The organism is Pelagovum pacificum, from assembly GCF_016134045.1.
Lineage (GTDB): Bacteria > Pseudomonadota > Alphaproteobacteria > Rhodobacterales > Rhodobacteraceae > Oceanicola > Oceanicola pacificus_A.
The window spans coordinates 566,028-581,348 of the sequence record NZ_CP065915.1; the positions used below are offsets into that span (position 1 = coordinate 566,028).

Below are 15,321 nucleotides of genomic sequence, written 5' to 3' on the forward strand. Positions count from 1 at the left end.
AAGGGAGGAACCAAATGAAACGACTACCAGCAAGACCCCTCGACCGTCGGTCGATGCTCAAGATCAGCGTCGGCGGAACCGCGGCACTGATGATCGCGCCGAAGGGCGCCTTCGCTCAAGGTGCGTCGATCAAGGCGTCGTGGTACGGCGGGCAGGACACCCACGACCGGATGCAGGAGGCCCTCGCGCTCTATTCCGAGCGGACCGGCACCAACATCGAGGTCGAGTTTGCGCCGTTCGGTGATTTCTACGACCGTCTGCCGGTGCAATATGCCGGGGGTGGGGCGGCGGACGTGCATCGCCATTCGATGACGTTCCTCTACGAATACACCAACCGCGGGCTGCTGGCCGACCTCGGGCCTTACGTCGGTGACACGATCAACACCGATGATCTCTATCCCGGGGTCGTCGAGATCGGCACGCGCAACGGTGTGACCAACGCGATCGGCAACAACCAGATCGCCATCGCGACATTCTACGACATGGCCAAGCTCGAGGAAGTCGGCATGACCGACCGGCTCGATGGCATGACGTGGGACGATTACCTCGAAATCGCCGTCGCGCTTGGCGACGCGGGCGGCGAAGGCAAGTACGGCACCAACGACGCCGGCGACTTCCTCGGCTTCTTCGAGATGTGGCTCAAGCAGCGCGGCACCGAGCTCTACCCCGAGGCCGGCGGCGTCGGCTTCTCCGGCGAAGAGGCCGCCGAATGGTTCGCCTACTGGGAGCGGATGCGTTCGGAGGGCGGGGCCCCGCCGCCGGCGATCACCGCTGAGAGCGGGGGCTTCCAGAACGCTCCCTTCGTGCGCGACATCGCGGGGATGCAGATCGGCTGGTGCCAGCAGCTGGTCTTCTATCAGGCGCTGATGGAGCCGGAACTCGGCATCACCACCGGCCCGATCGCCGAAGGTCTCGACAACAACGGCCACTACATCCGTGCGCTGGACTTCTGGGTCGTGCCCGCACAGTCCGACAATCCGGAGGAAGCGGCGAAGCTCATCAACTTCCTGCTGAACGACGAGGAAGCGATCGCGATCCTTGGTCTGACCCTCGGCGGCCCGGCCTCCGAAAAGGCGAGCGCGATCCTTCAGGACACCGCCGAAGGCGCCAGCGCCAAGGTGCTGACCTACCTCGAAGGCCTGCGTGAGAACGCCGATCCGGACACGCCGATCTGGAAGGGCGGGCAGGGCGAGCTGGAATCCGTGCTCGACCGCCTGAACCAGTCCGTCGGCTTCGGTCAGATCACGGCCGAGGAGGCCGGCGAACAGCTCGCCTCCGAAGGCCAGCGGATCATCGACTGAGACTGAAAGCGGACGGCCCCCGACCGGGGCCGTCCGACCCTCGTTCACGAAAGTACATCCCAATGCCCGACCGCCGCCGCCCGAACATCGTCCTCATCATGACGGACCAGCAGCGCGCAGACTTCACCGCCGACGCCGGGTTTCCGTTCGACACGATGCCCTTCGTCGACGGCCTCGGGCGCGAAGGCACCCGGTTCGACCGGGCCTACACCCCGATGCCGACCTGCACGCCCGCGCGCACCAGCCTGATGACCGGCCGTTTCCCGAAGGCCACGCGGGTCAAGCAGAACTGGGCCCCGGCGGAGCACGTCGTCTTCGAGAAGGACCTGCCGCAGGTTCTGCGCGAGTCCGGTTACAGCGTGAATATCGCCGGAAAGAACCATTCCTACCTGACCGCCGCCGATTTCGACTTCCACGCCGGTGGCTACAGCCACACCAACGGTCCCGAGCAGGGGCGCACGGCCGAGCAGGAAGCGTTCGACGAGTGGCTCTTCAAGCTCGACCACCGGGTCAGCGATCAGCCGTCGCCCTTTCCACTGGAAACCCAGCTCTGCCACCGGATCGTCGACGACGCGATCGAGTGCGTGGACGGGCGCGGCGAGAAGCCCTTCTTCCTGTGGCTCAGCCTGCCGGAGCCCCACAATCCCTACCAGGTGCCTGATCCCTACTATTCGATGTTCGACCCGGACCAGATGCCGGAGCGGAGCGGCGATCCGGCCGAGGCGGAGGCACGCGGCGGGCACTGGAAATGGCTGCGCGATCTCTTTCAGGACAAGCGTCCGCAATACGACGGCGAATGGCGCCGGTATCGAGCGGTCTACGCAGGCATGCTGCGGATGCTGGATGACCAGATCGCGCGGTTCGTCGGACACCTGAAGGAAAACGGACTCTACGACGACACCATCCTAATCTTCGTCTCCGACCACGGAGATTACGTCGGCGACCACGGCCTGCAGCGCAAAGGCGTCGGCCTGCCTGAGTGCCTGACCCGCGTGCCGATGATCCTGCGCGGCCCCGGGATCGAGGCGTCGCGAAACGCCGAAGATTTCGTGTCTCTCGTCGATCTGATGCCGACCCTTTGCGACGCGATCGACGCGCCGATCCCGTTCGGCGTGCAGGGGCGGAGCCTCTGGCCGATGCTCTGCGGGCAGTCCTACCCGAAGGCTGAGTTCGACAGCATCTATGCCGAGCTCGGCATCGGCGGCCCGCCTTGGGGCGCGGAAGAACGCCCGCCGCTTCACTTCGATTACGACACGCCCGTCATCGACGAGCTGAACGCGGTCACCCAGAGCGGCAACACCAAGATGGTGCGCAAGGGCCGCTGGAAGGCCGTCTACGGCGCACCGGGGGGAGGCGAGCTTTATGATCTCGACACCGACCCGGGCGAGCTGAGGAACCTCTTCGACGACCCCGCACATGCCGCTCCGAAGGCCGAGATGCTTGAAGTGCTGCTTCGCTGGACCATCCGCACCGAGGATCCGCTTCCCCGCATCAAGTACGTGCCGAAAACCGTGGAGAAGGGGTGGCAATGGACCTCGTCCCCCGCGTCACAGGACCTGCCCCATGACTGAGATCAAGCTGGCCAAAGTGTCGAAGTCCTACGGACAGGTGGAAGTCCTCCGCGACATCGACCTCGACATCAAGACGGGGGAATTCGTGGTCTTCGTCGGACCGTCGGGTTGCGGCAAGTCGACCTTGCTGAAGATGATCGCGGGCCTCGAGGACATCAACGACGGCGACCTGCTGATCGACGGCGTGCGCTCCAACGACACGCCGCCAGCGCAGCGCGGCATCGCGATGGTGTTCCAGTCCTACGCGCTCTACCCGCACATGACGGTCGCGAAGAACATGGGCTTCAGCCTGCGCATCGCGGGCGAGTCGAAGGAGCGCATCAACGAACGCGTCGCGAGGGCGGCGGAGATGCTCCAGCTGACGCCGCTGCTGCAACGCTACCCGCGCGAACTGTCGGGCGGACAGCGCCAGCGCGTCGCCATCGGCCGCGCCATCGTCCGGGAGTCCGGCGTCTTCCTCTTCGACGAACCGCTGTCGAACCTCGACGCGGCGTTGCGGGTCGCGACACGGGTCGAGATTGCGGAGCTGAAGGAACGGCTGCCGGATACGACGATGATCTACGTCACCCACGACCAGGTGGAGGCGATGACTCTGGCCGACCGGATCGTGGTGCTGAACGGCGGCACGATCGAGCAGGTCGGCCCGCCGACGGACCTCTACCACCGTCCGAACAACCGCTTCGTCGCAGGCTTCATCGGGTCACCGGCCATGAACATGATTCCCTGCGATATCGCCTATGGCGGAGACGGCGCCAAAGTCACGGTTGGCGGCAAGGTGATGGACGAGGGCACCTTCCTCTCCGGCGATCGGGCCGGCACCGCGACCGGGACGCTCGGCTGGCGGCCGGAACACGTCGTGCCCGCGCCGGAGGACGAGGCACTCGTCAGCGGCAAGGTCGAACTGATCGAGCACCTCGGCGAGGTGACGATCGCCTACCTCGGCCTCGCGGACGGTTCGCAGTTCCTCGCCAAGTTCGACGGGACGCGGTCCTTCGCCAAGGGCGAGGTTCTTCACCTCCGCCCCGACCGGTCGGAACTGCACCTGTTCGACGCGGACGGCCTCGCCCACACCCGGCGCGAGCGCTGAGGTCGAAGCCCCCTCGACATTACCGCCCGTGTCGGCCTCTTTGGGACGGCACCACCGCGGCAAGGACAGGGAAGGGACGCAGCATGTCATTCGAGGGAAAATCGGCGATCGTGACCGGGGCCGGCAAGGGGATCGGCCGCGCCACCGTGCAGCTGCTGTCCGAGCGGGGCGCCCGTGTCGTGGCGATCGCCCGGACGCAGTCCGACCTCGACAGCCTGAAGGCCGAAACGGGCTGCGACGTGATCGCCGCCGACCTTACCGACATGGCCGAAATCGCCCGCACCGTCGAGGAAGCGGGGACATGCGACTACCTCGTCAATTGCGCGGGGACCAACGTGCTGGAGCCGGTGCTCGACATCACGGAAGAGGGCTATGACACCGTGCTCGGGATCAACCTGAAGTCGGCGCTCTTCATGTCGCGCGATTTCGCCCGCGCGCGCGTGGCAGCCGGCGGCGGTGGTGCGATCCTGAACGTCACCTCCATCGCCGGGCATCGCGGCTTCGTCGAACATATGTGCTATGCCGCTTCGAAGGCGGGGCTCGAAGGTGCGACGCGGGTCATGGCGAAGGAACTCGGCCCCCACGGCATCCGCGTCAACGCGCTCGCCCCCACGATCACGATGACCGAACTCGCCGCCGTCGCGTGGAGCGATCCCGCCAAGAGCGAGCCGATGATGGTGCGCCACCCGGTCGCCCGATTCGCCGACGTGGAGGATGTCGCCCGCAGCATTCTCGCGATGCTGTCGGACGACATGGCGATGACGACCGGCGCGGTGTTGCCGGTCGATGGTGGGTTCCTGGCCGTCTGATCGGATCAGCCGATCGGGCGAGAGCCGCACCGCTCCGCAATAGCGCGACGGTCTAACTCGTCTCCTGCCTTGAGGCGGGGTAACCGCGCCCGAACAGCCGGCCGTCCGCACCTACGGATCGAACGGGGCGGGCGCGATCATCTCAGCCCTCGTAGCCGTAGATTTCGCGCGCCCGCTCCGGCGTGATGTAGCCGTTCCTCAGGTCGCGGGCGATATCCTCTTCGCTGCGGTTCTTCGGATCGCCGTAGCCGCCGCCGTTCGCGGTCACCACGCGGATCACGTCGCCGGTATTCACCTCGACGTTGGTGGCGAAGGAGAATTTCTCCGAGGTGCCGTCGGTGCGGATCACCTCGACGAAGTTGGTCGAGCCGTCGAGCCCGCCATCGACACCCCACGGCGGGATACGAGAACGGGTATAGCCGAGCGACAGGAAATTGTGGTCGGCGCGCACGCGGTAGTGGACGTCGATCCCCTTGCCACCCCGCCATTGGCCCTCACCGCCGGGGCCTGCGTTCAACGCAAGCTGGTCGACGGCGAGGCCGTAGCGTGCTTCGGCCACTTCGGCCGGGCAGTTGAAGGTCTCGCCGTGGAAGCCGGAGAACTGTCCCGACGGCCCGTCATGGCCCTGCCACGCGCCCCAGCCGCCGACCTGCGGTTCGACGATGGTGTAATGCCGCCCGGTTTCCGGGTGCGGGCCGCCGACGACAGTGCCGCAGATCGAGGCGAAGTTGCCCGCCGGCACGACGCCGGGGAAGTGGTGGGCAAGCGCCCGCAGCAGCATGTCGAACAGCCGGATCTCGACTTCCGAGTAGTAGCCGAGCGCACCCGGCTCCTTCACGTGGAAGATGGTGCCGGGCGTCGTCTTGATGTTGAGCGGCCGGAAGAACCCGCCGTTGCCCGGCGCGTCCGGGTCGGCGAAGGACTTGAAGGCGAGCTGCACCGCGATCTCCGTCCCCTCGCGGGAGGAGTTGGACGACCCGGCCTGGGCGGGGTTGTCGCGGAGATCGACGATGAACTCGTCATCGGTGATCGTCAGCTCCACCTTGTGGATCTGCCCGGTGTCCTGCTCTTCCTCGAAGCTGTAGGTGCCGGTCCTGATCTTGCCGAGCGCCGCGCGGGCGCGCGTTTCGCCGAGCTCCATGAAGTCGGCGACGGCAGCTTCGAACGTGTCGGCGCCGTACTTGTCGATCAGCTCGTGAACGCGCCGGTCGCCGATCCGCAGGCCGGCGATCCCCGCCCAGAGGTCGCCGCGCAGGTAGTCGGGAAGGCGAGTGTTGACGTAGAGGATGTCGAAGATCGCGCTGTTCTCGACGCCCTGGTCGAACAGCTTCACGGCCGGGATACGGACGCCTTCCTGGAAGATCTCGGTCGCGTCCGAGGACATGGAGCCGGGCACCATGCCGCCCACGTCGTTCCAGTGGGCGATGTTGGCGACCCACGCGACGAGGCGATCCTCGGCGAATACCGGCGCGGCGAGCACCATGTCGTTCAGGTGCGTGACGCCGCCGTAGTAGGGATCGTTCGAGGCGAAGACGTCACCGGGCCGGATCTCGTCCAGCGGAAACTTCTTCAGGATGCCGTGGATCGCCTTGTCCAGCACGCCGATGAAGGCCGGGATGCCGGCTCCCGATGCCGCGATCTCGCCCTTGGCGTCGAGGATCGACGTCGACAGGTCGAGCACCTCATAGATGATCGCGCTCATCGAGGTCTTGCGTTGCGCGACGAACATCTCGTCGGCGACGGCCTCCAGCGCGTTCTGGATGATGTCGAAGGTCACGGGATCGTATGTCTTGTCCGTGGTCATGTCTCTCAGTCCCGCGTTTCGATGTGGATGTTGCCGAAGTCGTCGATCGAGACCCGGTTGCCAGGGTGGATGACGACAGTCGTGCCGGGGTCCTCGACGATGGCCGGCCCGGTTAAGGTCATGCCCGGCTCAAGCTTCTCGCCGTCGTAGATCGTCGCCTCGTGACGGCCCTCGGTCGCGTAGTCGACCTCGCGGCGGCCCTTCACGGCGTCCTCGACCGTCGCACCCGTGGTGGGGAGCGGCACGATCTCGAGCTTGCCGACCTCGCTCGACGCGATCAGGTGGATGCCGGTGACCTCGACCGCGGCATCCAGCGTGTAGGTGTACTCCCGCTCGTAGGCGACGTGGAAGTCGGCGATCATCTGTTTGACCGTCTCCGCGTCGACCGGGCCCGCGGGGACCGGCACTTCGACGCCGAACTCCTGGTTCTGGTAGCGGCAGCGAATCTGCGGCGCGAGGATGACGGCGTCACGGGCGATCCCCTCACCCGAGAATTCGTCGCGGGCCTGCTCCATCGTGTGATGCAGCAATTCGTTCAGCCCCTCCGCGTCGTCGGCGTCATGGAGGCTCGTGACGAAGTAGTCGCGGCGCAGATCGGACATCATCATGCCCCAGGCCGAGAAGACCGGCGCGCCGCGCGGCACGACGACCTTCTTGACGCCGAGCTCCTGACCGAGCGCGACACCGTGCATCGGGCCGCCGCCGCCGAAGACGACGAGGGTGAAGTCGCGCGGATCGTAGCCCCGGTTCACCGAGACGAGCTTGAGCGCGTTGACCATGTTGGAGTTGGCGATCCGAACGATGGCGCTCGCCGCCTCGGCGGGGGAGAGATCGAGCTTGTCCGCCAATTCACCGAGCGCGGAGTCGAGCGCGGACATGTCCGCCTCGACCGTGCCACCGCAGAAATAGTCGCGGTTGATCCGGCCGAGCGCGAGGTTGGCGTCCGTCGTCGTGGCGTTGGTGCCGCCCCGCCCGTAGGCCGCCGGACCCGGAGAGGCACCGGCGGATTGCGGCCCGACATGCAGCTTGCCGAAGTCGTCGACCCAGGCAATGGACCCGCCCCCGTTGCCGATCTCGACGAGGTCGACGACCGGCACCATGATCGGATATCCGGCGGACTTGCGGTTCCGCTCGATCCAGTAGTCGGTCTTGATGGTCGCCTGTCCGTTCTCGATCAGCGAGCACTTGGCCGTCGTGCCCCCGATGTCGAGCGCGAGGATGTTCGGCTCGCCGATGCTGCGGCCCAGCTCCGCCGCGCCCCAGAAGCCCGAGGCCGGGCCGCTCTCGACCATGGTGATCGGCACGGCCTTCGTCGCCTCGACGCTGTCGACGCCGCAGTTCGATTGCATGATGAAGAGCTGCCCCTTGTAGCCCTGGTCTTTCAGCCCGCCCTCGAGCTTCTCGAGGTAACGCTGTGCCTTGGGCTGGACGTAGGCCGACAGGATCGTCGTCGTGGTCCGCTCGTATTCGCGCCACTCGCGGGTGATCTGGTGCGAGGCGACGACCGTGACGTCGGGCCAGCGGGTGCGAACTTCCTTCGCCAGTGCCTCTTCGTGCGCGGGGTTGGCGTAAGCATGAAGCAGACAGATCGCGACGGCCTCGACCCCGGCGGCCTTGAACTCGGCGATGGTCGCATCAAGCGTGTCGAAGGACAGCGGCGTGATCTCGGTGCCGTGGTAGTCCATCCGGCCCTCGACCTCGTGCCGCAGGTAGCGTTCCACGAAGGGCTTGGGCTTCTCGTACATCAGGTTGAAGAAGTCGGGCCGGTTGCCCCGACCGATCTCGATGCTGTCGCGAAAGCCCTTGGTGGTGATGAGGCCGACCTTCGCACCCTTGCGTTCGGTCAGGGCGTTGATGACGACCGTGGTACCGTGGGCGAACATGTCGATGGCGTCGACATCGACCCCGCCCTTGACCAGCACGTCGAGCACGCCCTGTTCGAAGTTCGGAGGCGTGGTGTCGGACTTCGCGGTACGGACCGTCTGTTTGCCGGTGGCCCGGTCGGTCTCGAAGTAGACGAGATCGGTGAACGTGCCGCCGACATCGGTCGACACCCGGGTGATCGTATCAGCCATGTTGGGCCTCTTCTCGGGATGCAGGGAGCCCGGGCGGCGGCGTCGCCGCCTCCGGTGCTTCCGTATTGAAGGGACGCGGCCAGCGCCGCGCGAGTTACAGGGTCAGCGTCGGGACGCGGAGGCGGCGAGCGCCACGGCGATCACGATGATCACGCCGGTGGTGAGGTCCTTGAAGAACGGGTTCACGTTCAGGATGTTGAAGCCGTTGCCGATCAGCGCGATCAGCAGGACCCCCGAGACGGAGCGCCAGACCGCGCCGGACCCGCCCATGATCGAGGTCCCGCCGAGGATCACCGCGGCGATCGCCTCGAGCTCCATGCCGACACCGGCCTGCGGTTCGGCCATCGAAATCCGCGAGACGCTGATGACCCCGGCAAGGCCGGCGGCTCCGCCCGTCAGACAGAAGGTCATGATCTTCACGAGGTTGGTGCGGATACCCGACAGGATCGCCGCTTCCTCGTTGCCGCCGACGGCGAAGACCTTCCGGCCGAAGGTGGTGCGGTTGAGCAGGAACATCATCGCGATCATGAAGATCGCCAACACGATCACCGCGACGTTCACCATCCCAATCCGCTCCCGGCCGAGCCACGAGAACTCGGGGATGCGCACCGGGATCAGAGCGCCGCCGGTGATGAGGATCGCGACGCCCCGGTAGACGAGGCTGGTGGCCAGCGTCACGAGGAACGAGTGGACGCCGAAGCCGGTGATGATGATGCCGTTGATCGCGCCGAGCATCAGCCCGATGAGCGGCCCGGCGATGATGCCGATATAGGGATCGACGTTCACCGCGAGCCAGCCCGCCGAGACGGAGGCGACGCCGAAGATCGCGCCGGTCGACAGGTCGAACCCGCCGCCGATGATGACCAGCGTCAGCGCGCAGGCGATGATGGCGAGCGGGGCGGACTGGTTGAGAATGTTCAGCAGGTTGCGCGCCGTGAAGAAGCTGTCGGAGGCGAAGCTCAGCCCGATCAGCAGGGCGACGATGATGATGAGAACGCCGTACTGCTGCGCGAAGTATCCGATGGCGGCTCCGTTGATACGCGGCCGGGCACGGGACGTGGTCGTGGTATTGTCGGTCATGCGGAGACCTCCGTTTCTTGCGGCTGGCGCGCGCTCTGCGCTTGGAAGATGCGGTTCAGGGCGTCCTCGACGGAGAGGGTCCGACTGTCGGTTTCGGCGAAGATGCGACCTTCGCTCATCAGGTAGCCCCGGTGCGAAAGGTTGATGACCTCTTCGAGCTCGGAGGAGATCAGCAGCACGCCGACGCCGCTTGCGGCCATCTCGACGATGAACTCGTGGATGCGCTGGCGCGCGCCAATGTCGACGCCGCGGCTCGGCTCGTCGAGGATGAGAAGCTTCGGCCGCTCGACCGCCCACTTGGACAGCAGGACCTTCTGCTGGTTGCCGCCGGAGTAGAAGGCGACGTCGCCGTCGACCTTGCCGGGCACGATTCCGAAATGGTCGATCATGTCCTGGACGCGGCGCCGCTCGCTGCGCGGCTTGAGGATGCCCCACGAACTGATCTTGTCGAGCCTCGATAGGCTGACATTCGGACGTGTCGTCTGGGTGAGGACGAGCCCCTCCTTGCGACGGTCCTCAGGAACGAAGGCGACGCCCAGCCGGACAGCACGGTGGGTGGAGAGCTTCTGCTGCACCACGCCGTCGATCGAGTAGGTGCCGCCGGTCATACGGTCGGCGCCGAACATGGCGCGCCCGACCTCGGTGCGGCCGGCGCCGACGAGGCCGATCAGGCCAACGATCTCGCCCGGACGGACCTTCAGCGATATTCCGTCGAGCCCGGTGTCGGTTGTGACGTCCAAAAGTTCGGCCACGGCAGGGACCTGGGGTCCGGGGGCCGGTGGAAGCTCGGGCCACAGGATCTCGGACGATTGTCCGAGCATCGAGTCGACCAGCGACTGCTTCGTCTCGCCCGCGATCGGGTCGGTGCGGATCACGTGCCCGTCCCGCATCACGGTGACGCGGTCGCAGTTGGCGATGATGTGGTCGAGGAAGTGGCTGACGTAGATGATCGTCTTGCCCTGCGCCTTGAGGCGCGAAATCAGCATGTGGAGGCGCTGCGCCTCGTCCTCGGTCAGCGACGAGGTCGGCTCGTCCATGATGATGACGTTCGCCTCACGGGCGACGGCGCGCATGATCTCGACCTTCTGGCGCTCGGCGATGCGCAGCGTGGCGACCTTAGCGGAGGGGTTGAGGCCGAACTCGCAGGTCTTCTCGAGCTCGCGGAACCGGGCGAGGTCGCCACGGGCAAGGATGCCGGCGCGGTTCGTTTCTTGCCCGAGGAATACGTTCTGCAGGACCGTCAGCTCGGGCACGAGCTGCAGTTCCTGGTGAATCATCGCGATGCCGCGGTTCAGCGCGTCGCGGGGGGAGAAGCGGGTGACGCGGTCGCCGTCGACTTCGACGAGGCCCTCGTCCGCGCTGTAGTAGCCGCCGACGATCTTGCCGACGCTGGATTTGCCTGCGCCGTTCTCGCCGACGAGCGCGTGAACCGAGCCGCGCAGAAAGTCGATCGTGATGTCGTTCAGGATTCGGGTGTTGCCGAAACTCTTGGCGACGCCCTGGACCCGAACCGCGATATCCGAAGCGGTCATGTCCGTCCTTTCGGTGGGAGGGGCAGGCTTGGCCGGCACCGCGAGGCGCCGGCCAGAGGAGCGGGGCTCTGGATCAGCCCTGCCACTCGGCTTCGAAGTCCGGGTTCTCGTCCAGCCATTCCTTGGTCACGACCGCCGGCGAGTCGCCGAGCTTGGATTCGTCGATCCAGGTTTCGACTTCCTCGCCGTTCAGGCTGTCGACGACGGCGTCGAGCGCGGCGCTGCCCATCGACACCGGGAACTGTGCCAGCGAAGCGTCCCAGGAACCGGCCCGGATCGCGTCCGCGGCGATCTGGTTCAGGCCGCCGCCGATCAGGTAGATCGACTCGAGGTCGAGGCCGGCATCGACGATGGCGATCTCGGCGCCCATCAGGTGCTGGTCGGCGTTCGACAGGACGGCATCGACGTCCGGGTTGGCCTGCAGGATGTCCTGCATCGCGGTCAGCGAGGTCTCGGGGCTGTAGTTGCCTTCGCCGGTCGCCACGATCTCGATGTTGTCGTGCTCACCGAGCACGGACTGGAACGTCTCGTAGCGCAGGTTGTCGAACGGGAAGACCAGCTGGCCGATCAGCACGACGACCTTGCAGGGGTCCTTGTCCTCGCAGAACGCGACGACTTCCTCGGCTTGCCGGGCGGCGCCGATCGACGGGTCGGAGGCGACGGTGGTGACGAGGCCGTCGACCTGCGGCTCCATGTCCTGAAGGTCCGGTCCGATCGGGAACAGCGTGGCGGCGACGGTCATGCCGGCCGCAGTCGCATCCTCGAGCGCGGTGGCGATGCCGACCGTGTCGTTGGGCGTGACGATCATCGCGTCGAAGCGGCCACCGGCAACGAGGTCCTCGACCTGCGTGAACTGGGTCGGGGCGGAGAACTCGCCGTCGAAGATCTCGACCGAGACGTTGCCATAGGCTTCGGCAGCTTTCTGGATACCTTCGTAGATCGCCTGGTTGAAGCCGTTCTGGCTGGAGGAGGCGAGGTAGGCGATGTTGATCTCATCGTCCTGGGCAAGCGCGGCGACCGGCGTGAGCGCGGTCGAAAGCGCGGCAATCTTCATGATGGTCTTCAATGGACTTCTCCTTGCTGGATTGAACTTTGATCGTCAGGTCGCGCGTGCCTTTTGGTCTTCTGCGCCTTCCACGACGGTCGCCCCGGATGAGGAGGGCGGGCCGTCGATGAAACTGTCCGTCTCGACGTCACCGGCGTGCAAAAGAAGGAAGCACACGGTCGCGAGCGGCTGCCACGCCATCGCGGCCTCCACCCGGTCCGGTGTGTAATGTCCGGTCTTCTCGAGAAGGTTGATGGTGCCGACGACGCGTCCGTCCGCGACGGCCGGCAGGTTCAGGTTGGAGCCGAAACCGAGGCTCTCGATCTTCTCCCAGTCGAAGAAGACCTCGGCGATCTCCTCGATCTTGGTGGAGAAGAACGGCTGCGCGCCTTCGATCACAGTCTCGTAGTAGCGGTTCCGGTCGAGCCGCTTGAAATTGCCCGCCGGATAGCTCTCCGGGTCGTCGCTGTAGACGCGTCGGCTGCGCATCTCGTCGAGGTCGTAGAGCGAGGCGGTCATCAGCCCGCAGCCGGCATCGCGCAGCAACCCGTCGCGGACGTAGCCGAACAGGTTGGCGGCGGCGCGCGGGGCGCCAAGGATACGGTTCACCTCGGCCATGTCGTAGGGAGTTTGGGCGGTCAGGGTCATGTCTCTGTTTCGGTGTTCCTGTCAGGCGACCACGAAGCCGTGCGCATAGGGGTCACGTTCGTCGATCGTGATCGTGTTGGTGCCGGTCTGGCGGGCCCAGCCGCCGATCGAGGGGATGATCGCGTCCTGGCCGCCGACGCGGACGGCGTCCTCGACCCTTCCGCGGAACAGGCTGCCGATGATGCTCTCGTGTATGAACTCCTCGCCCACCGCGAGCCGCCCCTTCGCGGCCCACTGCGCCATCCGGGCGGACGTGCCCGTCCCGCAGGGGGAGCGGTCGATCGCCTTGCTGCCGTAGAACACGGCATTGCGGGCGGTCGCCTCCGGATGGCGCGGCGCACCGGTCCAGAGGATATGGCTCAGCCCCCGGATCTCGGGGTGGAGCGGGTGGATGAACTCGTAAGCCTCGTTCAACGCGGCGCGCAGCTTCGGGCTGAAGCCGAGCAATTCACCGGCGGTGTAGCGATCCATGTCCTCGAAGGCGGGCTGCGCATCGACGATGGCGTAGAAGTTGCCGCCATAAGCGACATCCACGGTGATCGTGCCGAGGCCCGGGACCTCCGCCGTCAGACCTTCGGAATGAAGGAACGACGGCACATTGGTCAGGCGGACTTCCTCGATGTAGCGTCCCTCCTGCCGGTAGGTCACCGTGACGACCCCGGCAGGCGTGTCGAGCCGCAGCATCCCCGGAATGCGCGGCGTCACCAACCCGTTCTCGAGAGCCATGGTCACCGTGCCGATCGTGCCGTGACCGCACATCGGCAGGCAGCCGGAAGTCTCGATGAACAGGATCGCCACGTCGCAGTCTGGCCGCGTCGGCGGGTAGAGGATCGCGCCCGACATCATGTCGTGGCCGCGCGGCTCGTACATCAGGCCGGTACGAATCCAGTCGTATTCCGCGAGGAAATGCGCGCGGCGTTCGATCATCGTCGCGCCGTCGAGCGTCGGCCCGCCGCCGGTGACGAGGCGAACCGGGTTGCCGCAGGTGTGGCCGTCGATGCAAGTGAAGGTGGCGCTGCTCATGCCGCTTTCCCCAGGAAACGTTCCGGGCGGTAGGCCGCCCTGTCGATGTTGGAAGGCCGCCCCGCAACGAGGTCGGCGACGAGTTCGGCGGTGCCGGCGGACTGGGTCAGGCCGAGGTGGCCGTGCCCGAACGCCAGCACGATGTTGGGCATCTTCGGCGCGGTGCCGATCACCGGAAGGCTGTCCGGCATGGAGGGCCGGAAACCCATCCAGCTCTTGCCGCCGGTGATGGAGAGCGACGGCATGAAACGCTTCGCCTTCTCCAGGAGCACGTCCGCGCGCTTCATGTTGGGGGGCAGCTTCAGGCCGCCGAGTTCGACCGCGCCACCGACGCGGATGCCGTCGAAATTCCGCGTCACCACGAAGCCGTGGGAGGCGAAGGTGACATGCGTGCGCAAGTCGAAGGCACCGGCCGGCAGGGTGGTGTTGTAGCCCCGCTCCGTATCGAGCGGGAAGGACAGGCCGAGCGGCTTCAGCAGCTCGCCCGAGTGGGCTCCTGCCGCCAGCACCACCCGGTCGAAGTGCATCGCACCTTCGGCCGTCTCCACCGTCGCGCCATCCGCCGCGTGCGTGATGCGCGTCGCCTTGCGGTGCAGGATCGTCACGCCGTTCCGGCTCGCGCTCTCGGCGACATGCTCGGTCCAGGCTTTCGGGTCGGTCGTATTCATCCAGCCCGGCGTGAACATCGCGTGTGTGAACTGGGACGACAGGCCCGGCTGCAGGTCGGCGATCTCACCAGCGGACGTCAGGGCCTCGTAGCCGATGCCTGCCTTTTCACGCAGCTGCCAGCTCTTCTTGCTCGCCTCGAAGGCGGCCTTGGTGTCGTAGACCTGCAGCTGCCCCTCGCGACGGATGAGCGGCTCACCCTTCACGTCATTGATCAGCAGTTCGAGCGCCGCCTTCGAGTGCGACATCAGCCGCGCCTGCGCCTTGCAGGCGGCCTCGTAACGGTCGGGCAGGGAGGCACGGAAGAACCGCAGCAGCCAAGGCGTGATCTGGAGGGCGTAGCCGGGGCGCACGGTGAGCGGCCCGAGCGGGTCGAACAGCCAACGCGGTGCCTGCAGCAGGATGCCCGGCGTGGCGAGCGGGATGATGTCTGCGAAGGCGAAAGCGCCTGCTGCGCCGCGCGACGCACCATTCGCGACGCCGTCCGGATCGAGCAACGTCACCTCATGCCCGTCACGCATCAACGCATGTGCAGCAGACACGCCGATCACGCCTGCTCCGATGATCCCGATACGCATATTCAACTGTCCCGATCCTCGTAACGCTGCTTGGATACTAACTTGCATTTCTTTTGTCGACAGAAAAAATACGATTTGAACCTGACGACGAGCCAAGCGATA

The 15,321-nt window shown here is 66.2% G+C and carries 12 protein-coding genes; 4 read left to right on the forward strand and 8 right to left on the reverse strand.

The features are described 5' to 3' along the window. The first annotated feature begins 14 nt into the window (after window positions 1–14). The 4 genes from I8N54_RS02990 (at window position 15) to I8N54_RS03005 (ending at window position 4,768) form a co-directional block, all read left to right on the forward strand. Window positions 15–1,301, forward strand: a complete 1,287-nt coding sequence (locus I8N54_RS02990) for an ABC transporter substrate-binding protein (RefSeq protein ID WP_140193991.1) — start codon at window positions 15–17, stop codon at window positions 1,299–1,301. Between the two features lie 62 nt (window positions 1,302–1,363). After that, window positions 1,364–2,872 carry a sulfatase family protein gene (locus I8N54_RS02995; protein ID WP_140193990.1) on the forward strand — a complete coding sequence of 503 codons (1,509 nt, stop codon included), beginning with the start codon at window positions 1,364–1,366 and terminating at the stop codon, window positions 2,870–2,872. Continuing rightward, window positions 2,865–3,959 (forward strand): ABC transporter ATP-binding protein, encoded by a 1,095-nt coding sequence (locus tag I8N54_RS03000; protein ID WP_140193989.1) that lies wholly within the window; start codon window positions 2,865–2,867, stop codon window positions 3,957–3,959. Before I8N54_RS02995 ends, I8N54_RS03000 begins: the two co-directional genes overlap by 8 nt. Window positions 3,960–4,042: 83 nt before the next feature. Beyond that, window positions 4,043–4,768 (forward strand): SDR family oxidoreductase, encoded by a 726-nt coding sequence (locus I8N54_RS03005; protein ID WP_140193988.1) that lies wholly within the window; start codon window positions 4,043–4,045, stop codon window positions 4,766–4,768. Window positions 4,769–4,910: 142 nt separating this feature from the next. On the opposite strand, the gene I8N54_RS03010 is transcribed toward I8N54_RS03005, so the two are convergent. From I8N54_RS03010 to I8N54_RS03045, 8 genes are all read right to left on the reverse strand, one after another. Further along, on the reverse strand, window positions 4,911–6,572 hold the full coding sequence (locus I8N54_RS03010) for a hydantoinase B/oxoprolinase family protein (protein ID WP_140193987.1): 1,662 nt from the start codon (window positions 6,570–6,572) through the stop codon (window positions 4,911–4,913). Window positions 6,573–6,577: 5 nt separating this feature from the next. Continuing rightward, on the reverse strand, window positions 6,578–8,647 hold the full coding sequence (locus tag I8N54_RS03015) for a hydantoinase/oxoprolinase family protein (RefSeq protein WP_140193986.1): 2,070 nt from the start codon (window positions 8,645–8,647) through the stop codon (window positions 6,578–6,580). Between the two features lie 102 nt (window positions 8,648–8,749). Continuing rightward, the gene (locus tag I8N54_RS03020) at window positions 8,750–9,727 is read right to left on the reverse strand and encodes an ABC transporter permease (protein ID WP_140193985.1); all 978 of its coding nucleotides are present in this window, start codon (window positions 9,725–9,727) and stop codon (window positions 8,750–8,752) included. After that, on the reverse strand, window positions 9,724–11,259 hold the full coding sequence (locus I8N54_RS03025; protein WP_140193984.1) for a sugar ABC transporter ATP-binding protein: 1,536 nt from the start codon (window positions 11,257–11,259) through the stop codon (window positions 9,724–9,726). The genes I8N54_RS03020 and I8N54_RS03025 overlap by 4 nt, the downstream gene beginning before the upstream one ends. Before the next feature lie 73 nt (window positions 11,260–11,332). Further along, the gene (locus I8N54_RS03030; RefSeq protein ID WP_140193983.1) at window positions 11,333–12,325 is read right to left on the reverse strand and encodes a sugar ABC transporter substrate-binding protein; all 993 of its coding nucleotides are present in this window, start codon (window positions 12,323–12,325) and stop codon (window positions 11,333–11,335) included. 33 nt (window positions 12,326–12,358) lie between these two features. After that, entirely contained in the window at window positions 12,359–12,952 is a 594-nt protein-coding gene (locus tag I8N54_RS03035) for a hypothetical protein (RefSeq protein WP_197097518.1), read from the reverse strand. 21 nt (window positions 12,953–12,973) lie between these two features. Next, a complete protein-coding gene (locus I8N54_RS03040; RefSeq protein WP_140193982.1) occupies window positions 12,974–13,975 on the reverse strand; it encodes a 4-hydroxyproline epimerase in 1,002 nt (333 codons plus the stop codon). Continuing rightward, window positions 13,972–15,219, reverse strand: a complete 1,248-nt coding sequence (locus I8N54_RS03045) for an NAD(P)/FAD-dependent oxidoreductase (RefSeq protein WP_140193981.1) — start codon at window positions 15,217–15,219, stop codon at window positions 13,972–13,974. The genes I8N54_RS03040 and I8N54_RS03045 overlap by 4 nt, the downstream gene beginning before the upstream one ends. Between the last annotated feature and the right edge of the window lie 102 nt (window positions 15,220–15,321).

Bases quoted from the DNA above. Each gene is read 5' to 3' on its own strand.
- I8N54_RS03005 (WP_140193988.1), top strand. From the start codon at position 4,043: ATGTCATTCGAGGGAAAATCGGCGATCGTGACCGGGGCCGGCAAGGGG.
- I8N54_RS02995 (WP_140193990.1), top strand. From the start codon at position 1,364: ATGCCCGACCGCCGCCGCCCGAACATCGTCCTCATCATGACGGACCAG.
- I8N54_RS03035 (WP_197097518.1), bottom strand. From the start codon at position 12,952: ATGACCCTGACCGCCCAAACTCCCTACGACATGGCCGAGGTGAACCGT.
- I8N54_RS03045 (WP_140193981.1), bottom strand. From the start codon at position 15,219: ATGCGTATCGGGATCATCGGAGCAGGCGTGATCGGCGTGTCTGCTGCA.
- I8N54_RS03010 (WP_140193987.1), bottom strand. From the start codon at position 6,572: ATGACCACGGACAAGACATACGATCCCGTGACCTTCGACATCATCCAG.
- I8N54_RS03020 (WP_140193985.1), bottom strand. From the start codon at position 9,727: ATGACCGACAATACCACGACCACGTCCCGTGCCCGGCCGCGTATCAAC.
- I8N54_RS03015 (WP_140193986.1), bottom strand. From the start codon at position 8,647: ATGGCTGATACGATCACCCGGGTGTCGACCGATGTCGGCGGCACGTTC.
- I8N54_RS02990 (WP_140193991.1), top strand. From the start codon at position 15: ATGAAACGACTACCAGCAAGACCCCTCGACCGTCGGTCGATGCTCAAG.
- I8N54_RS03025 (WP_140193984.1), bottom strand. From the start codon at position 11,259: ATGACCGCTTCGGATATCGCGGTTCGGGTCCAGGGCGTCGCCAAGAGT.
- I8N54_RS03000 (WP_140193989.1), top strand. From the start codon at position 2,865: ATGACTGAGATCAAGCTGGCCAAAGTGTCGAAGTCCTACGGACAGGTG.
- I8N54_RS03040 (WP_140193982.1), bottom strand. From the start codon at position 13,975: ATGAGCAGCGCCACCTTCACTTGCATCGACGGCCACACCTGCGGCAAC.